The organism is Stenotrophomonas sp. YJH_SMC_14-1 (assembly GCF_059372275.1).
Genome location: NZ_JCAFVK010000007.1, coordinates 67565 through 88109, shown reverse-complemented (window position 1 = coordinate 88109; position 20545 = coordinate 67565). Strand labels below are relative to the sequence as shown.

Here is a 20545-nt window from a genome sequence, read left to right as displayed (position 1 = left end):
CGGCCAGCGGCTGGCACTACCCCACTTCAACGATGGCGTTTTTCCAGCACCGCACGCGCATCATCCAGCGACAGCCCGCGCGCGCGCAGCAGCACCAGCAGGTGGTACAGCAGGTCCGAGGCCTCGCCCAGCAACGCCTCATCATCCTGCGCCACCGCCGCCAGGGCGGTCTCCACCCCCTCCTCGCCCACCTTCTGTGCGATACGGCGGATGCCGCCCTCGAACAGGCTGGTGGTGTAGCTGCCCGGCGGGCGTTGCGCCTCACGCATCGCCACCAGCTGGCCCAGCCCGCCCAGGAAATCCTTCGGCGCCTGGTCGAAGCAGCTCTCTGCACCGGTGTGGCAGGTTGGCCCCGCCGGCCGTGCCATCACCAGCAAAGTATCTGCATCGCAGTCGACGCTGATCGACTGCACCACCAGCACGTTGCCGGACTGCTCGCCCTTGGTCCACAACCGCTGCTTGCTGCGGCTGAAGAAGGTCATGTGGCCGATGGCCAGCGTGGCCGCCAGCGATTCGGCACTCACAAAGCCCAGCATCAGTACCTGCAGGGTATCGGCATCCTGCACCACCGCCGGCAGCAGGCCGTCGCCCTTGCTCCAGTCCAGCGCCTGCAATGCGTCCAATGACGGCCTGACTTCAATAGACATCCCGCACCTCGATCTGCTGTCCGCGCAGGTAGCGCTTCAATTCCGGAATGGCGATCGCGCCGCTGTGGAACACGCTGGCGGCCAGCGCGCCGTCGACGTCGGCCTGGTCAAAGGCTTCGGCGAAGTGCTCCATCGCACCCGCACCGCCGGAGGCGATCAGCGGCACCTGGCACAATGACCGTGCCTGCTGCAGTTGCACGACATCGTAGCCACGGCGTACGCCATCGCTGTCCATGCAGTTCAGCACGATCTCACCGGCACCCCGCCGTTGTGCTTCGACGATCCAGTCCAGGGTGCGCAGTGGCACCGCCTGGGTCTTGTCCGGGTCCCCGCTGAAGCGGCGCACCCGCCACTGTCCATCGGTCTCGCGTACCGAGTCGACACCGACCACCACGCATTGCACGCCGAACTCGTCGGCCAGTTCAGTGATCAGTTCCGGACGGCCCAACGCCGGCGAGTTGATCGACACCTTGTCGGCACCGGCGAACAGCACGCGACGCGCGGTTTCCACGCTGTCGATGCCACCGGCCACGCAGAACGGAATGTCGATCAGCCGCGCGATGCGCTCGATCCAGGCAACGTCGACCGAACGCGCCTCGGGGCTGGCGCCGATGTCATAGAACACCAGCTCGTCCGCCCCCTGGTCGCGATAGCGCTGCGCCAACTCGGCGATGTCGCCCATGTCGACGTGGTCGCGGAAGCGCACGCCCTTGACCACGCGGCCATCGCGCACGTCCAGGCAGGGAATGATGCGCCGGCTCAACATGCCAGCGCCTCCGCCAGGTCCATGCGCTGCTCCAGCAGTGCCTTGCCGAGAATCGCACCGCCACAGCCGGCGGCACGGGCCTCGGCCACATCGGCTACGTCACGGATGCCACCGGAGGCCTGCACCGCCACCCCCGGCAGCAACCCCGACAAGTGCCGGTAGAGGCCGATGTTGGGCCCGGCCAACATGCCATCCCGGGCAATGTCGGTACACAGCAGGTGGCGCATGCCGGCGCGCGCGTAGCGCTGTGCAAGGTCATCCAAGGTCACCCCGGCATTCTCGGTCCAGCCGTGCACCGGCAGCTGCCACTGCCCCTGTGCGTCCTGGCGCGCGTCCAGCGCAATCGTGATGCGCTCGGCGCCGAATTCCTCCAGCCAGCCGACCACTTCATCGGGGCGACGCACCGCCAGCGAGCCGACCACCACGCGACCGGCGCCGGCATCGAGGATGCGCGCCACATCGTCGCGGCCGCGCACGCCACCGCCGGTCTGCACCTGCAGCGGCGTGTGCGCGCGGATCGCAGCCAGCAGCGGCGCCAGGGTGTAGCCACCGGCGCGTGCGGCGTCCAGGTCGACCAGATGCATCCATTGCGCGCTCTGCGCGGCGAAGGCCTGCGCGCGCGGCAACGGATCATCCCCATAGGAGGTTTCCTGAGCGTAGTCGCCCTGGCGCAGCCGCACCACGCGGCCATCGCGGATATCCAGCGCGGGGTAGACGATGAAACTCATGCAGCCGTGCCCTCGAGGAAGTTGCGCAGCATCAGCGAGCCGGTCTCGCCGGAGCGCTCGGGGTGGAACTGTGCACCGTAGTAGCGCCCCTGCTCCACCACGGCAGTGAACAGGCCGCCGTGGTCGCAGGCAGCGACGGTGTGGGTGTTGAGGGGTGCCGCGTAGCTGTGCACGAAGTAGGCGCTGGCACGCTCCGGCACGCCGCGCAGCAGCAGCGATTCGCGCAGCGGCAGCAGGCGGTTCCAGCCCATGTGCGGCACCCGGATGCCGCAGGCCGGCACCAGCTTCCGCACCACGCCGGGAATCAGGCCCAGTGTCTCCACACCCGCTTCCTCGGAGCGCTCGAACAGCAGCTGCATGCCCAGGCAGATGCCCATCAGCGGCACCTCCAGTCGCTGCAGCGGTTCCACCAGGCCCTGCGCATGCAGGCGTTGCATGCCGGGACCGGCGGCGCCGACGCCGGGCAGGATCACCCGCTGCGCAGCGATCAGACCGTCCGCATCGCGCACCAGCCGTACCGTCGCACCCAGGCGCTCCAGTGCGTAGCGCACCGAGCCCAGGTTGGCGCCGCCGGCATCGATCAGCGCAACGTCACTCACAGCGCCCCCTTGGTGCTCGGCAGTGCCGTGCCGTGCCGGGCCAGCGCCGGACGCAGCGCGCGGGCCAGGGCCTTGAAGCACGCCTCCACCTTGTGGTGATCGTTGTCGCCGCGTACCTGCAGGTTGAGGTTCAGGCCGCTGGCATCGCACAGCGAGCGGAAGAAGTGCGGTACCAGCTCGGTCGGCATATCGCCCACGCGCTCGCGCTTGAACTCGCCCTCGAACACGAAGTACGGGCGGCCACTGAAGTCCAGCGCAGCGCTGGCCAGCGTCTCGTCCATCGGCAGCGTGAAACCGTAGCGGCCGATGCCGCGCTTGTCGCCCAGCGCCTCGCGCAGCGCCTGGCCCAATGCGAGCCCGGTGTCTTCAATGGTGTGGTGCTCGTCGATGTGCAGGTCACCCTCGGCCTGGATGTCCAGCGCGAAGCCGCCGTGCTTGCCGATCTGTTCCAGCATGTGGTCGAAGAACGGCAATCCGGTGGCGATGCGTGCATCAGCGGCACGGTCCAGGTCCAGTTCCACGCGGATCTTCGTTTCTTTCGTGTTGCGCTGGACCACGGCGGTGCGCGGTGCGTCGGCCAGCGCGTGGGCAATGCCCGGCCAGTCCCACTGACCACCGAACTGCTCGGTGCGCAACTGGAAACCGCGGATGTTGAGGTTGTCGGCAAACTGCAGGTCGGTGATGCGATCGCCGACCATGCCCGAACGCGCCCAGTCGATGCTGCGGTCCTGCAGATAGGCGGTCATCAGTCCGATGGCCGGCTTGCGGGTCGGCGCATTGTCGTGCGGCCAGCTGCAGTCGATCAGCACGTCACGGAAAGTGATGCCCTGGCTCTCGAAGATCTGCAGCATCAGGTCGTTCGGGCCATCGAAGCTGGCACGCGGGTAGCTGTCGCTGCCCAGGCCATCCTGGTTGGTGACGATCACGAACTGGTAGCCGGCATCCCGCAGTTTCAGCAGCGCCGGGATCACCTGCGGCACGAAGCGCAGCTTCTCGTAGGCATCGATCTGGAAGTCGGCCGGCTCCTCGATGAGGGTGCCGTCGCGGTCGATGAACAGGATCGGGGTCATGCTGCGGCCCTCCGCGCCGACAGGGCCGCAAGCACGCGGTCATTCTCTTCCGGGCTGCCGATACTGATGCGAAGCGCATCGCCCAGCTGGGGCGCGACGCGCTGGTCGCGCACCACCACCCCTGCAGCAAGCAGCGTATCGAACGCCGCCTGCGCATCGGCGAAGCGGACCAGCAGGTAGTTGCCGGACGAGGCGTACACCCGGCGTACACCGGGCAGGCTGGCCAGTGCCGTTCGCAGGCGCTCGCGTTCGGCGATGACCGTGGCCACGCGTTCGGCGGTGCGTGCCAGCGCGGCCGGCTGCAGAGCCTGCACGGCCAGCTCGGCGCACGGGGTCGGCACCGGGTACGGCGCCTGGCAACGCCGCAGCACGGTAATCAGTTCCGGGGCGGCGATCAGCGTTCCAATGCGAGCGGCCGCGAGCGCGTGTGCCTTCGACAGCGTGCGCAGCACCGCCAGGTTGGCGTGCGCGGCCAGCAACGTGGTCGCCGACGGACGCTGCGCGTACTCGACATAGGCCTCGTCCACCACCACCAGTGCCTGCCCGCGCAACGCAACTGCCACCCGTTCGACCTCGTCCAGGGCGATATCACTGCCGGCCGGGTTCGACGGTGCGCACAGGAACACCAGTTTGGCATTGCGTGCCCTGGCGGTGTCGATCACCGCATCCAGGTCGGCGCGAAGGCCATCCTCGCTGTCCACCAGCGGCACTTCAATCAATGCGGCACCCTGCAAGCGTGCGCAGACCGCATACATGCCGAACACCGGCGGCGTGACCAGCACGCCATCGCGGCCCGACACGCACAGCGCGCGCACCAGCAGATCAATGGCTTCGTCGCTGCCGCGACCGATCAGCAGCTGCTGTGGCGTCACGCCGTACAGCGCCGCCAGTCCCTCGCGCAATGCCAGCGGCTGCGGTTCGGGATAGCGCCGGCTGCTGCCCGCGGCATCAGCGGGATTGGCCCAGGCCGATTCATTGGCGTTCAACCAGACCTCGCCCTGCACCGCCGCACTGCGCGCCGAGCTGTAGCCGGCGAAGCCCTGCAGATCCGGGCGAACCAGTGCCAGCACATCATCGATAGCCGCGTTCATGCTGCCACCTCCATGCGCACTGCGACCGCACGTTCATGTGCATCCAGGCCTTCGGCACTGGCGATGATGCGCGCGCAGCCGCCAATCGCTGCCAGGCCGGCGGCGCTGGCGCTCTGCACGCTGATCAGGTTCTGGAAGCTGGCCACACTGACACCACTGTAGGCACGTGCGGCACCCGCGGTGGGCAGCACGTGGTTGGTGCCGCTGCAGTAGTCGCCCAGTGCCTCGGGGGTGTAATCACCCAGGAACACCGAGCCGGCCGCCTGCACCTTGTCCAGCCACGCACGCGGATCACGCAATGCCAGGATCAGGTGCTCCGGTGCATAGCGGTTGCTGATCGCGAAGGCTTCGTCCAGCGAATCGACCTGGATCAGCCGGGAGGCCGACAGCGCCTGGCGTGCGATCTGCTGGCGCGGCAGCAAAGCCACCTGGCGCTCGACTTCAGCCTCGACCGCCGCCAGCATCGCGGCATCGTCGGTCAGCAGCAGCACCTGCGAATCCGGGCCGTGCTCGGCCTGCGACAGCAGGTCGGCGGCGACGAACGCCGGATTGGCGCCGGCATCGGCAATCACCAGCACTTCTGAGGGGCCGGCCGGCATGTCGATGGCGGCGGCGCCATCCTGTGCGACCTGCTGCTTGGCTTCGGTGACGAAGCTGTTGCCGGGCCCGAACAGCTTGTCACAGGCCGGAATGCTGGCCGTGCCGTAAGCCATCGCAGCGATGGCCTGGGCGCCGCCCAGCTTGAACACGCGCTGCACGCCGGTCAGGCGTGCGGCCACCAGCACCGCAGGATCGGCCGTGCCATCGGCACGCGGCGGCGTGCACAGCACCACCTGCGGGCAGCCGGCCAGCTGCGCCGGCACGCCCAGCATCAGCGCGGTGGACGGCAGCGGCGCGCTGCCGGCCGGCACGTAGAGCCCTACCCGTCCGATCGGCCGCAGTATGCGTTCGCAGACCACGCCCGGGGCGGTTTCCACCGCATACCCCGTACCCATGCCGGCGGCGTGGAAACGGGCGATGCGTTCGGCAGCTTCGACCATCGCCTGGCGCAGCTCGGCGGGGACGGCGGCATCGGCCGCTGCGAACTCGGCTTCGCTCACTTCGAACGATGGCAGCTCGACGCCGTCGAAACGTGCGGTGATCGCACGTAGCGCGTCATCGCCCTGCCCGCGCACCTGTGCAATCAGCGTCGCCACCGCATCGCGGGTCTGCTGCGCCACGGTCTGCACCGGGCGGGTCAGTGCCGCACTGCGCGCGGCCTCATCAAGTCGGGACCAGATCAGACGGTTCATGCCAGCGACCGCTCCACGCTCAGTACCATCAAGCCCTGCGCGCCGGCGCGCTCGAGTTCCTCCATGCGCTGCCAGCTCAACGGGCCCGGGCACATGGTCTGCAGGCGCAGTGCGCCGCCGTCGGCCGGCAGCCGCACCAGCGGCTCGGCATCGGCCAGCAGCTGCGCCAGCGCGTCGACGCGATCCTCGCTGGCGCGGAACATCAGCAGCTTGCGATCCTGGCGCTGCACCACGCCGTCGAGGCGGCGCAGCAGCATCGCGCGCAGCGATGCACGTGCGTCATCCGGCACGCGCACCGCACCGGCCAGCACCGCTTCGCTGTCGAGCAGGTTGTGCACCGGGGTCAGCTGGTTGGCGCGCAGCGTGGCGCCGCTGGAGACGAGGTCGCAGATCAGGTCGGCGGTACCCAGTCGCGGGGCGATTTCCACCGACCCGGACAGCTCGACCACCTGTGCGTCCACGCCCTGTTCGGCCAGCCATTGCTTGAGGATGGCCGGGTAGCTGGTGGCAATGCGGGTACCGGCCAGCTGCGCCGGTCCCTGCCACTGCCACTCCTCGGGTACCGCCAGCATCAGCCGGCACTGGCCAAAGCCCAGTCCGCGCAGTGCCTGGTAGGCATCCGGCAGGCCCATCTGGCGACGTGCCGCAGCCTGCTCGTCCAGCTCGTTGCGGCCGACGATGCCGAGGTCGCAGACGCCGTCGGCGATCAGGCCGGGGATGTCGTCGTCGCGCACCAGCAGCAGGTCCACCGGCAGCGATTCGCCGTAGCAGAACAGCTTGTCGCGGCTCTCGCGCCAGCTCAGGCCACAGGCACTGAGCAGGTTGCGGGCGGGCTCGGCCAGCCGGCCACTCTTCTGGATGGCGATACGCAGCCGGTCTCGTGCCGGCGCTGCCTGGGTTGCACTCATGGGGGAGGTCTCGAAGTTCGGAACGGGGCGCGGATCAGCGCGAAGCAAGGCGGTCGATGGCGGCGGCATAGCCTCGATGGCCATGCTCGAGCGTTCGCGCCACCCGTCCGGTGGTGGTCACGCTGACCCCGGTGCGCTCGTGGATCTCGCGATACGGCACGCCCTGCTGCAGCAGCGGCACCACCTTCCAGCGGTCGGCCATGGCTTCCAGCTCGGCCGGTGTGCACAGATCGCGCAGGAAGGCCTCGACCTGTTCCGGCTCGCGCAGGGCGGCAAAGGCTTGGGCCAGGGCTTCCAGGTCGGCCTTAGGGTCTTTGGCGGCAATCTCGGGGCGGGCTTTCACGGGGTCGTTTCCATGCATCAATGTAATAGCGCGTTAGTACATTAGCGCATTCTTGCGCACTGCGTCAAATCTGGGGGGATTTGTGGGCAGGGCTGCGCCCTGCACCCGCTAGATGCCGAAGCGACGTCAAATGCTGGATGGCTGAGGGTTGGCGGGGTGGGTCCGGTGGCAGGGGACGCCGTAAACCCGTCCATGGGGGCTTGGCCGCGGCATCCATGCCGCGGACACCCCTGCCTCCGGACCCACCCCGCCGTCGACAGTTTCCTGCGAGCTGTTGGAACAGCAAGGGGTCGGATCCGTTTTCTGAAGGAAAACGGCTCTGACCCCGGAACGCGGCCCGGAAACGAAAACGCCCACCGGGTGGTGGGCGTTTCGTGGCGTGTCGGCGTGCGGCCAACCGGCCGTTACATCACCTTCGACTGCTCCAGCTCGACCTGCAGGGTGCTGGCCAGCTCGTCGCGGGAGACTTCGAACTGCTGCTCGCGCAGCAGGTCCTTCACTGCCACCACGCCGCGCGCCAGCTCGTCCTCACCGGCCAGCACCACGAAGCGGATGCCGGCCTTGGCGGCGTACTGGAACTGCTTGCCGATCTTCTTCGGCTCCATCTGCACTTCGGTGTTGATGCCACCGGCGCGCAGGCGGCGCGCGATGTCCAGCGACTGCGGCATGCCCTGCTCGTCCATCAGCGCCACCAGCGCCTGCACGCTGCTGCCCTCGATGCCATCGATCAGGCCGGCTTCGCGCAGCTGCCAGAACAGGCGCGACAGGCCGATGGAGATGCCCACGCCCGGCAGCTTCGACTTGCTGTAGTGGCTGGCCAGGTCTTCGTAGCGGCCGCCCGAGCAGATCGAACCGATCTGCGGGTGGTCGGTCAGCGTGGTCTCGTAGACGGTGCCGGTGTAGTAGTCCAGGCCGCGCGCAATGGAGAAGTTCAGGCAGTACGCGGTTTCCGGCACGCCCAGCGCCTGCACCAGCTGCAGCACTTCGCGCAGTTCGGCGACGCCGGTACGCAGGATCTCAGAAGAACCGGCGTCGGCTTCAAGCGTGGCCAGCTGCGCCAGTGCATCGGCATGGCCCTGCGAACGCACGGCCACGAACGCCAGGATCTTCTCGACCTGCTCGGCCGGAATCTCGAAGCCCTCGCCCACCAGCGTCTCGCGCACGTAATCGGCGCCGCGCTTGTCCAGCTTGTCCACTTCGCGCAGCACCGCCAGCTGGCGCTCGCCCTCGGCCACGCCCAGGCTCTCGAAGAAGCCACGCATCAGCTTGCGGTTGTTCAGCTGGATGCTGAAGTCGCCGATGCGCAGTTCCGAGAACACCGCGTGGATGACCGCCAGCACTTCGGCGTCGTATCGCACGCTCAGGCTGTCCTTGCCGATCACGTCGATGTCGCACTGGTAGAACTCACGGAAGCGGCCGCGCTGGGCGCGCTCGCCGCGGTACACCCGCTGCATCTGGTAGCGACGGAACGGGAAGGTCAGTTCATGCTCGTGCTCGGCCACATAGCGCGCCAGCGGCACGGTCAGGTCGAAGCGCAGCGCCATTTCCGGCAGCGAACGGTCACCCGATTCGGCGGCGTTGGCCAGCGCACCGGTGGACTGCACGAAATACACCTGGCGCTCGGTCTCGCCACCGGACTTGGTCAGCAGCACGTCGGACAGCTCGAACACCGGCGTCTCCACCGGCAGGAACCCGAAGCGCTCGTAGTTGCGACGGATCACGTCCAGCATGCGCTGGAACGCAATCTGCTCGCGCGGCAACAGTTCAAGGGTGCCGGGCGGGGTACGGGGCTTGATCACGGGCGGAACTCCTGCTGGAACGGGACGTGGGAGGGGGCGACATTCTAGCGCCCCCGCCTCGGGCAGGGTCGAACGGCCGCTTGAAGTATCATAAGGCCCTCCCCGCCCGCGATACGCCCCCGCAACATGTCACGGCCTTCCGGCGCTCCGCCCGCCACCAACGATCCCGCCTCGCCGTCCTGCAACACGCTGGATTGCCTGCACTGCTCGGTTCGCCACCTTGCGGTGTGCTCGGCGCTGTCGCCCGATGAAGTGCAGGCACTGGAACAGGTCACCGTTTCCCAGCAGGTCAGCATGGGCAGTACCCTGGCCCGCACCGGCGAAGAGCGCGACCATGTCTATACATTGACCGGCGGCGCCCTGCGCCTGGTGCGCACCCTGGCCGATGGCCGCCGCCAGATCAGTGGCTTCGTGCTTCCCGGCGACTACCTGGGCCTGAGCGGCAGTGACCACCACCGCTACGATATCGAGGCCATCGCAGACAGCCGCGTATGCCGTGTCGCGCTGCCGCAGATGAAGGCGCTTCGCAGCCGCTTCCCGCACCTGGAACGCAAGCTGCTGCAGCGTGCCTGCCAGGAGCTGGACGCCGCGCAGGATGCCGCGCTGGCACTGGCGCGGCTGCAGCCGGCCGAGAAAGTAGCCGACTTCCTGCTGCGCCTGGCCGCGCGCGAGGCCAAGCTGGGTGGCGATGGCCTGCGCGTCTCGCTGCCGATGGGGCGTGGCGACATCGCCGACCATCTGGGCCTGACCATGGAAACGGTCAGCCGTACCTTCACCAAGCTGCGCCAGCAGGGGTTGATCGCCCTGCCCCACCTGAACGTGGTGGAGATCCTCGACGAGGACGGGTTGCGCACGCTGGCCGGCAACCCCAGATGCCTTCGATCAACGCAGCAACACCTCGCGCAACACCGCATACTCCGCAGCCAACGGTTCCGCGTGCGCGGGCCGCTGCAGCAACGCATCCAGCGCCGGCGGCACGGCCACTGCTTCGCCAATCAAGGGCTCCACCACTGCCTCGAACTTGGCCGGATGTGCGGTAGCCACCACCGCCCAGTCGCCCTTGGCGCCGCGCGCACGCAGGTCCTGCAGCACCTTCACCGCTGTGGCCGTATGCGGGCAGAACAGTTCGCCGTTGCTGGCATGCGCCGCCGCAATCGTCGCGCGGATGGTCACGTCATCCACCGCGAACGCGCGGAACGCAGCGCGCAGCTCGGCGTCATCTCCGAGGTAAAGCCAGCGCAGGCGTTCAAAGTTGCTGGGCGCCCCTACGTCCATTGCATTGGCCACGGTCGCCACGCTGGCCTGCGGCTGGTAGTCGCCACCATTGAAGTACGCCGGCAGTACCGCATTGGCATTGGTGGCCAGCACGATCTGCCCGATCGGCACGCCCAGCGCGCGCGCCAGCACGGCCGCCATCGCATTGCCAAGGTTGCCGGTCGGCACCACCAGGTTGAGCCGACGACGATGCGTCGCGTAATGGGACAACGCCGCATGCGCGTAATAACTCATCTGCGGCAGCAGGCGGCCGAGGCTGATGCTGTTGGCCGAACTCAGCGGCACCTGCGCCTGCAGTTCGCGGTCAGCCAGTGCCTGCTTGACCATCGCCTGGCAATCGTCGAAGGCACCGGCCACGCGCAGCGCCTGAATGTTGTCGCCGAAACAACCGAGCTGATGCGCCTGGCGCGGTGACACACGGCCATCCGGATACAGCACCACCACGCGCACGCCGGGCTGGCGATGGAAGGCCGCAGCAACGGCGGCGCCGGTATCGCCAGACGTGGCGACAACAATCGTCAGATCGCGGTCCTTGCCGGCCTGCAGCCGCGACAGTGTTCCGGCCAGGAAGCGCGCACCGATATCCTTGAACGCCGCCGTCGGCCCATGGAACAGCTCCAGCACATGGTCACCGCCGCCCAGTGGACGCAGCGGCACCTGAAAGTCGAACGCCTCGCGGCAGATCGATGGCAACGCAGACTCCAGCGTGTCGCCGGAAAAGAACGGCGCCAGCAGATCGGCGGCGGTATCGGCCAGCGTTGCGCCGGCCCGCAGCTCACGTGCCGCCGGCAGCACCTGCGGAACATACAGCCCTCCATCGGGCGCCAATCCTGCAGCGATCGCCGCACTGAGGCCAACGGCCGGGGACTGACCCCGGGTCGAAACAAATTGCATGGGTTCGGTATCCAGTAATGGGGAAGGATTCAGCACAAGCGGGCTCCCGGTGCATCCAGCGGCGACACCCAGGCATCGCTGTCGAAACCGGCGGCGGCAAATGCCGCCTGCACCGGTGCGGCAGCGGTGCGGGCCTGGTCGGAGTCCTCGAACCAGGCGAACACGCTGGGTCCGGCACCGGAGATGCCCGCACCCATTGCATGGGCCGACAGCGCCGCATCGCGGGCTGCTTCGAAACCTGCAATCAGGCCGGCCCGCCGTGGTTCCACCAGCACATCGCGCAATCCAGCCCGCACCAGCGCCGCATCACTACGATGGCAACCACTGAGTACCAGCGCGAGGTTCGCACTCTGTGCCACGAATTCACCCAGCGCGTAGCTGCCCTGCAGCACCTGGCGCGCACGGCGTGTTTCCAGCACCGCGTGCGGATGCACCAGCAGGCTGTGCCAGGCCGCCGGCACCGGAATTGGCAGCAGGCGGTCGGCCGTACACAGCGCAAGACCACCCAGCAGCAACGGCCCCACGTTGTCGCCGTGGCGGCCACCGCTGGCCACCGCCTCGCCATCGAGCGCAAACGGATACAGCGCCTCGCGCGACAGCGGTACATCCAGCAGCGCGTTGGCGGCAACCAGCGCAGCAACGCATGACGCTGCCGAACCGCCCATGCCGGAACCGAACGGAATGCCCTTGTCGATCTCCACCGCGAAACCGAAGTCCAGGCCCAGGCCTTCGCGCAGTGACATCAGCGCAGCGCCGGCGGTGTTCCCGGCTGCCTCCAGCGGCAGCTCGACGGCACTGCCGCGAATCGCCTCGATGCGCACCAGCGGCTCGTCGATGCGGCGCACGCTCACGGTATCGCCAACACCGGAAATGGCGTGACCGAGAATATCGAAGCCCACCGCTACGTTGGCCACCGAGGCCGGCGCGAACGCACGTGCGATCACAGGCGCGCTCCTTCACCGGCCGCGACCCGCAGCAGGTCGGCAAACACACCGGCGGCGGTGACTTCCGGGCCGGCCCCCGGACCCTGCACCACCAACGGGTTGTCGCAGTAGCGACGGGTACGGAACTGCACCACGTTATCGGTCAACCGAAGGTTGGCGAAGGCGTGGTCGGTGGGCAGTTCCTGCAGGCCCACCGAGGCACCGTCAGCGCCCAGCCGTGCCACGTAGCGCAGCACCGCGCCACGCGCCCGCGCGTTCTGCAACCGCTGCAACAGGCTGGCATCGGACTCGCCCAGCCGCGCCATGAAGTCATCCACGCTGCCGTCGCGCAGCAGCGCCGGCACCAGGCTTTCCACCTGTACCTGTTCCAGGCTGAGCGCGTGGCCGGCCTCGCGGGCGAGGATCACCAGCTTGCGCGCCACGTCCACGCCCGAAAGATCATCGCGCGGGTCCGGCTCGGTGTAGCCCATCGACCGCGCCTGCGCGACCAGCTGCGAGAACGGCTGACTGCCGTCGAAGCGGTTGAACAGCCACGCCAGCGTGCCGGAGAAGATGCCTTCGATCGCCAGCACCTCGTCGCCCGTATCGACCAGATCACGCAGCGTGGTGATCACCGGCAGGCCCGCACCCACCGTGGCTTCGTAGCGGAAGCGCGCACCACTGGCCGCCGCAGCAGCACGGATGCGCTGGTAGCGCGGCAGCGGGCCAGCACCGGCCTGCTTGTTCGGGGTCACCACGTGGATGCCGGCAGCCAGCCAGCCCTCATAGCGCTCGGCCACGTCAGCGCTGCCACTGCAGTCGATCACCACCGCATGCGGCAGGTGCGCGGCCAGCAGGTGTTCGGTGAAGCGATCCAGGTCGCTGGGCTCGCCCGCGTCCTGCAATGCCTCCCGCCAATCGGCGTGCAGGCCATCCACTTCCAGCCGCATGCGCGAACGCGAGGCCAGCGCGCGCAGGCGAAGATCCACATTGGCCTTGGCCAGCAGCTGCAGGCGGGCCGCCAGCAGCTGGTCCAGCAGTGCCGCGCCGACGTTGCCCGGCCCGATCACGCCGACCGCGAACGTCTGCGGCGACAGCCAGAAGCCCGCATGTGCGGCCCGCAATGCGCGGGTGGCATCGGCACTGTCCACCGCCACAGAAATATTGCGCTCCGACGAGCCCTGCGCGATCGCCAGGATGTTCACCTGCGCGCGTCCCAGCGCCTCGAACAGGCGCGCCGCCACACCGGGCTGGCCGGCCATGCCGTCACCCACTGCCGCCAGCACGCTGACGCCCTCACTGACCTGCACGCGCTGCACCTGCCCTACCGACAGTTCATGCGCGAACGCGTGCAGCAGTGCCTCACGGCCACGCGCCGCTTCGGCGGCGCGCACCACGCAGCAGATCGAATGCTCTGACGAACCCTGCGAGATCATCACCACCGACACCTGCGCCTGGCGCAGCGCCGCGAACACGCGCTCGGCGGTACCGGGCACGCCGATCAGGCCGGTGCCCTCCAGGTTCAACAGGGCCAAGCCGGGGCTCAGGGTCAGGCCCTTCACCGGCCCGCGCGGCGAGCGCTCGGCGCTGATGCGCGTCCCCGGATGCGCCGGCTGGAAGGTATTGCGGATGAAGATCGGCAGGCCGAGGCGGATCGCCGGCGACATCGTCTGCGGGTGCACCACCTTGGCGCCGAAATAAGCCAGCTCGCAGGCCTCGTCGTAGCTCAGTGATTCCAGCTGCACCGCTTCGGGCACCAGTCGCGGGTCGGCCGACAGCACGCCGTCGACGTCGGTCCAGATGTGCAGTTCATCGGCATTGAACAACGCGGCGAAGATCGCGCCGGAATAGTCGCTGCCATTGCGGCCGAGCGTGGTGATGCGGTCATGGCGGTCACGGGCAACGAAACCGGTGGCGACCAGGCGCATCTGCGGATGCCGCAGGCGCCACTTGGCCAGGCGGTCCGCGCTGGACTCCCAGTCGACATCCACACCCAGTTCGCCATGCCCGACCACCAGCACGTCGCGTGCATCGAGTACCGCACAGTCTTCGCCCAAGGCACGCAGGTGGGTGCCAAGCAGCTGCGCGGAGAATACTTCGCCCAGGCCCTGCACGCGGTCGAGTACTTCGCGCGGCAGCTCGCCGATCACTGCCAGCGCCGCCAGTACCTCGGCCAACTGCTCGAAGCGGGCGTCGATCCATTCGACGGTCTCGCCCACCTGCTCGCCCAGCAGGGCCACGGCGGCGCCACGGTGACGCGCGCGCAGCGCATGCCAGGCCTCGCGCCAGCCTTCGTCGCCCTTGGCCGCCAGCTGGGCCAGCTCGATCAGCGCGTCAGTGACGCCCTTCATTGCCGAAACGACAGTGACCTGCAGCGATTCGGGACGGGCCAGCAGCAGGCCCGCGACATGGCGGTAGCGTTCGGCATCGGCCACCGAGGTGCCGCCGAACTTGTGCACGACGATGGACGGTGCAGCCAGATCGGCCGGGGCAACGGGATGAGCGGGGGCGTGGGAAGACATGCAGACCTCGGCAGGAGGCCCCGTCGCATGCAGGTGTCGAGTTTCCCCGCCACCTGTATGGTGCGGGGCCGTGGTTTTCGGGAGTTACACGAAGACGACGGGCCGCACCAGGGCAGTGGTGACGGTGGTGGTGGTAATGGTGGTGGTGGCGACCGGCGCAGTCGAACGGCCCGCAGTGGCGGGGGCGATCAGGCTGGCGTGGGCGGCATCAGGAACCATGACGCACAGAAAACACTGTGCGCCGGCCTGCTGTCAAGTGCTGCGATGCAAAAAGCCAGTGCCGCGATCATCGCTCAACGTGCCGGCATTTGGTTGCATCTGAGACCAAGGCAGCATCAGCACGCTTGACGCACGCATTCAGCCGGCATGTTCGGCGATCGCCCGTGGAGTACGATGGGCATGCGCGCACAGCATCACGCCGGCCACCAGGAACACGATCGCCAACGCTTCCAGCAGCGAAGGCCAGCGCTGCTGCCAGGCGAAGGCATACGCCAGCGCGAACAGCGTCTCGAACACGATCATCTGGCCGGTCAGGGTCAGCGGCAGCAGGCGGCTGGCGCGGTTCCAGAACGCATTGCCGAGGATCGAGGCCACCACCGCCACACCGGCGCTGATTGCCCAGAAGCCACTCCACTGCGTCGCCGTGTGCCCGCTGGTGTGGCCGATGAAGGCCATCGGCACCAGCAGCAGGGCCAGGCCGCCGGTGGTGACGCCGGTCAGCAGCGACCAGTCGTGGCTGGACAAGTCCGGTCGACGCGCCAGCCAGCGGCTGTTGCCGATCGAGTACAACGCCCACGAGAACAGCGCGCCGAACGCGCACAGCAGGCCGATCAGGCGCTGCCGCCACGGGGTTGCCAGGTGCTCGGACATCAGTGCTTCCCAACCAACCAGGGCCACGCCCAGCACGCACAGGCCCAGTGCCGGCAGCAGCTGTTTCAAAGGCACTGCACCCTGTTCGCGCACGCCGACCAGGGTGACCACCACCGGAATCAGGCCGACAATCAGCGACGCCGCCGCACCGCCAGCCCACTGCACCGCCGTGGCCAGCAGCAGGAAGTACACCAGGTTCCCGGCCAGGCTCAGCCACAGCAGCCCGATCCATTCGGTGCGACCCAGCTGGGGTGCCAGCCGCTTCCAGCGCGGGAGCAGCAGTACTACGGCGATCAGGCCGTAGACCAGATAGCGGCCGGCCGACAATTGCAGGGCGTTGAACGACTGCAGCACGGCGGGCGCAAGGAAGACCACGCCCCACAGCGCGCCAGCGGCAACGCCATTGGCGATGCCCAGGGCCATCGGGTTGTTGCGCATTCGGGTTCTTCGGGGGATAGAACAGGCCGCGCAGTGTAAGCGCTGGCCAGCGGGCACTCTTGACCGAGGCTACTGCCCTGACCGGCCGCGCGCGCAAAGCCGAGCGTGGCTCGACCCTACAGTCCGGCGCCCCGGCGCCACGCTGCGGGAGTCTGGCCGCACTCGCGGCGCAGCGCACGGGTCAGTGCGCTCTGCTCGGAATAGCCCGCGGCCAGCGCGATATCGCTGATCGGCGCCACGCTGGTGCGCAGCTGGTGCTTGGCCCAACGCAACCGGCTTGCGCTGAGCCAGGCCTGCGGGCTGAGCCCGAACTCCTGCCGGAACAGCGCATGCAAACGGCTCTCGCTGACCCCGACGAACCCCGCCATGCGCGCCACCGGCCACGCCTGCCCGGGGTCGGCCTGGACCGCCGCACACAGACCCTGCATGCGCGCGCCACTGCCAGCAGGTGCAAATACCTGCAGCAACTGCGGCAGCAGCGCCGGCATCGGCTGCCCTGCCTGCACCTCAGCCAGGCGTCGGCGCAATGCCAGCGGCAGATGCAGCCAGCGCTGCCGGCACAGATGCTCCTGCGTGCCGTCATCAAGTACGCCCGGAGGACAGTCAACGATCACGAAACCATTGGGACCATCAGCCATCTGGTCATGCGCCTCACCGGCGGCCACGAATGCCCCCTGCAGCACGTCCAGCCGACCTCCGCGGCCTTCCATTTCGAACTGCAGTTCACCCTGCACTGGCAGCACCCACTGCGCGTAGTCATGGCGGTCCAGGCCGGTGGCCTGGCCGTAGTGCCGCAGATGGAAGATGGCGCCCATCCGGGCAGTGTGCGCGTGTAACAACGGCCGTGCAAACCGTTGCTATAGTCGATCCGTCATCCAACGCAGGGAGTGCAGGACATGACCCATCAGCAGGTGTCCCTGGCGCTCGCCACCGGCCTCGGCCTGGCGCTCGCAGCTTCGGTCTCCGCACAGGCGCGTACGCCACCGGCTCCGCACTGCATGGACGCTGTCGGCGTACAGGAAGTGGAGCAGGCATCACCGCGCTCGATCGCACTGCGCGCCGCCTCCGGCCAGCCCTTTCGGATCGACTTCAACGAAGATTGTCCCGGCGTCCGCGGTGCCACCTCGCTGAAACTGGAAGCCCCCGCCGGCTGGGCCTGCGGCCGCCCCAGCGAACGCGTCGTGGTCGACGGCCGCCGATGCACCATCAGCGCGGTCACCCCGCTGCAGAATCGCGATTATGCCAGCGTCGCCCGCGACAGCGACCGCCTGCGCACCGCTACCCTGCCTGCCGTGACCATCCGCGAACGCAAGGAGGTGCGTCGCAGCTTCGGCGGCTCACCGTCCTACTGCTTTGCCACGCGCAACGTGCGGGCCTGGTCATCCGACCCGCAGGGCATGCTGGTGGAGACCAATCCGCGCCGCAATGGCGGCCATCGCTACTACCGGGTAGAACTCGGCAGCCACTGCCGCCAGCTCGACCGCGCGCCGCAGCTGAGCTTCCACTCGGGCCTGCAGAACGGCCTGATCTGTGGCAATCCCGGCGATCGGATCATGACTGCCGAATTCGAGACAGACGATCTGCGCGGTGAAGGCATCGCCCCGCTGCCGCAGTACACCCGCGGCAGCTGCACGATCCAGGCGGTCTACCCGGCCTCCAGCCAGGCGTCGAACTAACCGTCGACGCCGAGGAAGGCGAACGGTGCGCTGGGCACGAACTGGCCCAGTGCATCACCGGCGAAGGTATTGCGCTGGTCCTTGCCGAGGTCGAGCTTGAGCACCTTGCCGGCGAAATCGACCTTGTTCAGATCGACCCAGAAGGTGTTCGGGGTCAATGCCGATTCGAAGAAGTACAGCCGCCGCTTGTGGTCGGCCACGGTGCGCCAGCGCGTGGATGAGATGTTCGGCTCACCCGGCGTGGTGATGCCATACGGCACCGACGCGTTGCGGATCACGCTGAACACGCTGGCCAGGGCCTCCACCGGATCCTCGGCCTTGGGAATGGCGTTGATGTAGAACGAGGCGCGCGCGAAACGGTCAGCAGAGCGGTTGGTGCCCGGCAGCATCACCGTGCCGCCGATCTGCTGCCAATAGCTGTTGAGCGCAAGCTGCTGCTCGAAGATAGGCGAATTGGTCATCACCTGGTAGCGCCGGTCATGGTGGATCACCTGGCGGCCGCCGATGTACTCGACGATGGCACTGTCGCCGCTGGCATCGGACAGCGACAGGTGCAGCGTCGCCTGCCGATCTTCACCGGGCACCTTGTCGGTGACGATCGAGTACGGCTCGCGTTTCAACGCGGTGACCGCCTCTTCCACGGTAGCGAAGTTGTCCAGCACATACTGCGCCCACAGCGAAATCGCCAGGCCCGGCTTGTTGCCACGCTGCTGCGGATACTCCGATTCGACCAGCCACAGCAGGTTGGCCACCAGGCCCTTTTCGTTCATGCCATCGGTGGTCGACACGTCGTAGCCGGTGGCCACCACCGAGCCGTAGCGCGCGGTCCACGCCAGCGACTTGGGGCCGGCCTGGCCGGTGCGCGCCATGCCGCGCGGCAGTATGTAGAGGTTGGTCGCCACATCGACCTTCCAGTCCATCGAGCGCGCGGTGATCACATCGCCGTTGTCACCCAGGTACACCGCGCGCGTGCAGGCCAGTGCCGGTGCCACGGCTGCGGCCAGCGCGACCGCCAGCATTCCCCTTCCCATCCACTTCATCCGTGCCATGTCGTTGCACTCCTTTTCCCCGATATCCGGGCATAGGACCCCAGGCAGGGTGAGACAGGGGTGAAAGCCTCAACGGACGAAGCGGTCGTGCAGCCAGAATCCTGCAAGCATCGAAGGCACGAACCACAGGGCTTCGCGCGACGCCACGGCCACCCCGGCGATGGCCGGTCCTGGGCAATAGCCCGCCCAGCCCCAGCCGATCCCGAACAGCGCGGCACCCAGCAGCAGGCGAGCATCCACACGCCGGGTAACAGGCAGACGGAAGCGGTCTGCGTACAGCGGCTGCTGTCGCCGCAACACCCACCGCTGCCCGATCGCGCTGACCAGCAGCGCCGAGCCCAGCACCCACAGCAGCGTGGGATCGAAGTCACCGGTGATGTCGAGGAAGCCGAGGACACGACGCGCGTCGGCCATTCCCGAAAGCGCCAACCCCATGCCAAACAACGCGCCCGCCGCGCCGGCGGCCCAGACTGCGCGGCTCATGTTGGGCCTCCGCCATGACGGACCAGGAAGGTGGTCAGCATCGCGCAGGCCATGAACACCAGCACGGCCGCCAGCGATCGCTTCGAAGCGCGGGCCATGCCGCACACACCGTGACCGCTGGTGCAGCCGTTGCCCAGCCGCGTACCGAAGCCGACCAGCAGGCCGGCTCCCATCAACTGCCATGCCGGCAGCGCATCACGCAGCAGCGCACGCGGCGATGCCTCGGGCACCGATTGCCACCACAGCACCAGCCCCGCCGATGCGGTCAGGCCGGCCAGGAAGACCCAGCGCCAGGCACGCTCGCCCTTGCCTGCGCGCAGGCTGCCTGCGGTGATGCCGCTGATGCCCGCCACGCGTCCGATGGTGGCGAGCAACAGCACCGCGGCGGCGCCGATCAACGCACCACCTGCCGCCGCACTCCATGGCAGGTTCATGCCCTGCCCTCTTCGCTGCCGTACATGGGATTGCCCATTTGTTTAGATTATTCTAAATTAGATCATTCTAAACAAAATGGTCAACCATGGCCCGAACCCAGCTCGACAGCGCCGCGATGGCCGAACACGCGTCGCAGGCAGCCACGCTGCTCAAAAGCCTGGCCCACCCGGCCCGGCTGCGGGTGCTGTGCCGCCTGGTGGAAGGTGAAGCGCCGGTACCGGAACTGCAGGCACTGACCGGCCTGAGCGCATCGGCGTTGTCACAGCATCTGGCGGTGCTGCGCGGACTGGATATCGTGGCGACCCGGCGCGAAGCGCAGGCGATCCACTATCGGGTTCTTGAAGGGCCCGCACTGGGCGTGCTGCAGGCGCTGCATGCGGCGTACTGCGGTGCTGCTTCGCGCTGAATCCGGCGCAGACCATCAGCCTGCGTGCAGCGCCGGCTGCACCACCTGATCGAGCAGGTCCACTGGCGTCGGTGCCGAACGATCGCGCTGCAGGCTCCGTGAGAATCCGGACCGGTCACTGCAGGAAAGCTGGCACAGCATCGACGCGTCGAACGGCAGCGAAAGCATCGGCCAATAGGGAAACTGGCGCTGGCCCAGGCGGCCGCGTCCCAGTCCGGTGATGTCGATGTGGCTTGCTGCCTGCAGGATGCGCTCGTAGATCGATGCCATCCGGTGGCCCCTCGATGTACTGCAGGCAACCCTTGCCATCACGCAGCAGCACGCCGGTCAC

Annotated in this window: 21 protein-coding genes and 1 pseudogene; 3 read left to right on the top strand and 19 right to left on the bottom strand. The window is 68.1% G+C overall.

What is annotated here, in order from left to right:
- Window positions 1-26: 26 nt before the first annotated feature.
- The 10 genes from hisIE to hisS all read right to left on the bottom strand — a co-directional run bounded on the left by hisIE (window position 27) and on the right by hisS (window position 9243).
- Complete coding sequence (gene hisIE / locus AC5P9P_RS15775; RefSeq protein WP_033833300.1) at window positions 27-647, bottom strand: bifunctional phosphoribosyl-AMP cyclohydrolase/phosphoribosyl-ATP diphosphatase HisIE; 621 nt, start codon at window positions 645-647, stop codon at window positions 27-29.
- Window positions 637-1413: an imidazole glycerol phosphate synthase subunit HisF gene (gene hisF, locus AC5P9P_RS15770; RefSeq protein WP_049402241.1), complete on the bottom strand. Its 777-nt coding sequence runs from the start codon at window positions 1411-1413 to the stop codon at window positions 637-639. Before hisF ends, hisIE begins: the two co-directional genes overlap by 11 nt.
- A complete protein-coding gene (gene hisA, locus AC5P9P_RS15765) occupies window positions 1407-2141 on the bottom strand; it encodes a 1-(5-phosphoribosyl)-5-[(5-phosphoribosylamino)methylideneamino]imidazole-4-carboxamide isomerase (protein ID WP_049433131.1) in 735 nt (244 codons plus the stop codon). The genes hisF and hisA overlap by 7 nt, the downstream gene beginning before the upstream one ends.
- A complete protein-coding gene (hisH, locus tag AC5P9P_RS15760) occupies window positions 2138-2740 on the bottom strand; it encodes an imidazole glycerol phosphate synthase subunit HisH (RefSeq protein ID WP_049433132.1) in 603 nt (200 codons plus the stop codon). The genes hisA and hisH overlap by 4 nt, the downstream gene beginning before the upstream one ends.
- Window positions 2737-3810, bottom strand: a complete 1074-nt coding sequence (hisB, locus tag AC5P9P_RS15755) for a bifunctional histidinol-phosphatase/imidazoleglycerol-phosphate dehydratase HisB (RefSeq protein ID WP_033833297.1) — start codon at window positions 3808-3810, stop codon at window positions 2737-2739. The genes hisH and hisB overlap by 4 nt, the downstream gene beginning before the upstream one ends.
- Complete coding sequence (gene hisC, locus AC5P9P_RS15750; protein ID WP_049433133.1) at window positions 3807-4901, bottom strand: histidinol-phosphate transaminase; 1095 nt, start codon at window positions 4899-4901, stop codon at window positions 3807-3809. The genes hisB and hisC overlap by 4 nt, the downstream gene beginning before the upstream one ends.
- Entirely contained in the window at window positions 4898-6193 is a 1296-nt protein-coding gene (gene hisD / locus AC5P9P_RS15745; RefSeq protein ID WP_033833295.1) for a histidinol dehydrogenase, read from the bottom strand. Before hisD ends, hisC begins: the two co-directional genes overlap by 4 nt.
- Window positions 6190-7101, bottom strand: a complete 912-nt coding sequence (hisG, locus tag AC5P9P_RS15740) for an ATP phosphoribosyltransferase (RefSeq protein ID WP_033833294.1) — start codon at window positions 7099-7101, stop codon at window positions 6190-6192. Before hisG ends, hisD begins: the two co-directional genes overlap by 4 nt.
- 34 nt (window positions 7102-7135) lie before the next feature.
- Window positions 7136-7444, bottom strand: coding sequence for a YerC/YecD family TrpR-related protein (locus AC5P9P_RS15735; protein ID WP_088025802.1), 309 nt, complete (start codon window positions 7442-7444; stop codon window positions 7136-7138).
- Window positions 7445-7848: 404 nt separating this feature from the next.
- A complete protein-coding gene (gene hisS, locus AC5P9P_RS15730) occupies window positions 7849-9243 on the bottom strand; it encodes a histidine--tRNA ligase (RefSeq protein ID WP_005413164.1) in 1395 nt (464 codons plus the stop codon).
- A gap of 126 nt (window positions 9244-9369) precedes the next feature.
- On the opposite strand from hisS, the pseudogene AC5P9P_RS15725 reads away from it, so the two are divergent.
- Window positions 9370-10110: pseudogene (locus AC5P9P_RS15725) on the top strand (Crp/Fnr family transcriptional regulator); the annotation flags it as partial.
- Window positions 10111-10125: 15 nt separating this feature from the next.
- On the opposite strand, the gene thrC reads toward AC5P9P_RS15725, so the two are convergent.
- The 5 genes from thrC to AC5P9P_RS15700 form a co-directional block, all read right to left on the bottom strand.
- Entirely contained in the window at window positions 10126-11412 is a 1287-nt protein-coding gene (gene thrC, locus AC5P9P_RS15720; protein WP_111188629.1) for a threonine synthase, read from the bottom strand.
- A 29-nt stretch (window positions 11413-11441) separates the two neighbouring features.
- Window positions 11442-12356, bottom strand: coding sequence for a homoserine kinase (locus AC5P9P_RS15715; protein WP_049403205.1), 915 nt, complete (start codon window positions 12354-12356; stop codon window positions 11442-11444).
- Window positions 12353-14857 carry a bifunctional aspartate kinase/homoserine dehydrogenase I gene (gene thrA, locus AC5P9P_RS15710; RefSeq protein WP_164133502.1) on the bottom strand — a complete coding sequence of 835 codons (2505 nt, stop codon included), beginning with the start codon at window positions 14855-14857 and terminating at the stop codon, window positions 12353-12355. The genes AC5P9P_RS15715 and thrA overlap by 4 nt, the downstream gene beginning before the upstream one ends.
- Window positions 14858-15214: 357 nt before the next feature.
- Entirely contained in the window at window positions 15215-16165 is a 951-nt protein-coding gene (locus AC5P9P_RS15705; protein ID WP_049430828.1) for a DMT family transporter, read from the bottom strand.
- Window positions 16166-16281: 116 nt separating this feature from the next.
- The gene (locus AC5P9P_RS15700; protein WP_149500985.1) at window positions 16282-16980 is read right to left on the bottom strand and encodes a helix-turn-helix transcriptional regulator; all 699 of its coding nucleotides are present in this window, start codon (window positions 16978-16980) and stop codon (window positions 16282-16284) included.
- 81 nt (window positions 16981-17061) lie between these two features.
- Between AC5P9P_RS15700 and AC5P9P_RS15695 the strand changes: the two genes are divergently transcribed.
- Entirely contained in the window at window positions 17062-17841 is a 780-nt protein-coding gene (locus tag AC5P9P_RS15695) for a DUF6491 family protein (RefSeq protein WP_049430833.1), read from the top strand.
- On the opposite strand, the gene AC5P9P_RS15690 is transcribed toward AC5P9P_RS15695, so the two are convergent.
- The 3 genes from AC5P9P_RS15690 to AC5P9P_RS15680 all read right to left on the bottom strand — a co-directional run bounded on the left by AC5P9P_RS15690 (window position 17838) and on the right by AC5P9P_RS15680 (window position 19807).
- A complete protein-coding gene (locus tag AC5P9P_RS15690; protein WP_231522742.1) occupies window positions 17838-18890 on the bottom strand; it encodes a linear amide C-N hydrolase in 1053 nt (350 codons plus the stop codon). The genes AC5P9P_RS15695 and AC5P9P_RS15690 overlap by 4 nt on opposite strands.
- A gap of 69 nt (window positions 18891-18959) precedes the next feature.
- Window positions 18960-19373, bottom strand: coding sequence for a DUF6691 family protein (locus AC5P9P_RS15685; RefSeq protein ID WP_049403200.1), 414 nt, complete (start codon window positions 19371-19373; stop codon window positions 18960-18962).
- Window positions 19370-19807 (bottom strand): YeeE/YedE family protein, encoded by a 438-nt coding sequence (locus tag AC5P9P_RS15680; protein ID WP_495232944.1) that lies wholly within the window; start codon window positions 19805-19807, stop codon window positions 19370-19372. The genes AC5P9P_RS15685 and AC5P9P_RS15680 overlap by 4 nt, the downstream gene beginning before the upstream one ends.
- An 86-nt stretch (window positions 19808-19893) precedes the next feature.
- On the opposite strand from AC5P9P_RS15680, the gene AC5P9P_RS15675 reads away from it, so the two are divergent.
- Window positions 19894-20214, top strand: a complete 321-nt coding sequence (locus AC5P9P_RS15675) for an ArsR/SmtB family transcription factor (protein WP_012480019.1) — start codon at window positions 19894-19896, stop codon at window positions 20212-20214.
- 15 nt (window positions 20215-20229) lie between these two features.
- Here the strand turns inward: AC5P9P_RS15675 and AC5P9P_RS15670 are convergent, their stop codons facing one another.
- The gene (locus tag AC5P9P_RS15670) at window positions 20230-20484 is read right to left on the bottom strand and encodes a BLUF domain-containing protein (protein WP_258391736.1); all 255 of its coding nucleotides are present in this window, start codon (window positions 20482-20484) and stop codon (window positions 20230-20232) included.
- Window positions 20485-20545 lie beyond the last annotated feature (61 nt).

Coding starts and splice junctions, on each gene's coding strand:
- hisIE (WP_033833300.1), bottom strand. CDS start 647: ATGTCTATTGAAGTCAGGCCGTCATTGGACGCATTGCAGGCGCTGGAC.
- hisF (WP_049402241.1), bottom strand. CDS start 1,413: ATGTTGAGCCGGCGCATCATTCCCTGCCTGGACGTGCGCGATGGCCGC.
- hisA (WP_049433131.1), bottom strand. CDS start 2,141: ATGAGTTTCATCGTCTACCCCGCGCTGGATATCCGCGATGGCCGCGTG.
- hisB (WP_033833297.1), bottom strand. CDS start 3,810: ATGACCCCGATCCTGTTCATCGACCGCGACGGCACCCTCATCGAGGAG.
- hisC (WP_049433133.1), bottom strand. CDS start 4,901: ATGAACGCGGCTATCGATGATGTGCTGGCACTGGTTCGCCCGGATCTG.
- hisD (WP_033833295.1), bottom strand. CDS start 6,193: ATGAACCGTCTGATCTGGTCCCGACTTGATGAGGCCGCGCGCAGTGCG.
- hisG (WP_033833294.1), bottom strand. CDS start 7,101: ATGAGTGCAACCCAGGCAGCGCCGGCACGAGACCGGCTGCGTATCGCC.
- thrC (WP_111188629.1), bottom strand. CDS start 11,412: ATGCAATTTGTTTCGACCCGGGGTCAGTCCCCGGCCGTTGGCCTCAGT.
- thrA (WP_164133502.1), bottom strand. CDS start 14,857: ATGTCTTCCCACGCCCCCGCTCATCCCGTTGCCCCGGCCGATCTGGCT.
- AC5P9P_RS15705 (WP_049430828.1), bottom strand. CDS start 16,165: ATGCGCAACAACCCGATGGCCCTGGGCATCGCCAATGGCGTTGCCGCT.
- AC5P9P_RS15700 (WP_149500985.1), bottom strand. CDS start 16,980: ATGGGCGCCATCTTCCATCTGCGGCACTACGGCCAGGCCACCGGCCTG.
- AC5P9P_RS15695 (WP_049430833.1), top strand. CDS start 17,062: ATGACCCATCAGCAGGTGTCCCTGGCGCTCGCCACCGGCCTCGGCCTG.
- AC5P9P_RS15690 (WP_231522742.1), bottom strand. CDS start 18,890: ATGGCACGGATGAAGTGGATGGGAAGGGGAATGCTGGCGGTCGCGCTG.
- AC5P9P_RS15685 (WP_049403200.1), bottom strand. CDS start 19,373: ATGAGCCGCGCAGTCTGGGCCGCCGGCGCGGCGGGCGCGTTGTTTGGC.
- AC5P9P_RS15680 (WP_495232944.1), bottom strand. CDS start 19,807: ATGAACCTGCCATGGAGTGCGGCGGCAGGTGGTGCGTTGATCGGCGCC.
- AC5P9P_RS15675 (WP_012480019.1), top strand. CDS start 19,894: ATGGCCCGAACCCAGCTCGACAGCGCCGCGATGGCCGAACACGCGTCG.
- AC5P9P_RS15670 (WP_258391736.1), bottom strand. CDS start 20,484: ATGGCATCGATCTACGAGCGCATCCTGCAGGCAGCAAGCCACATCGAC.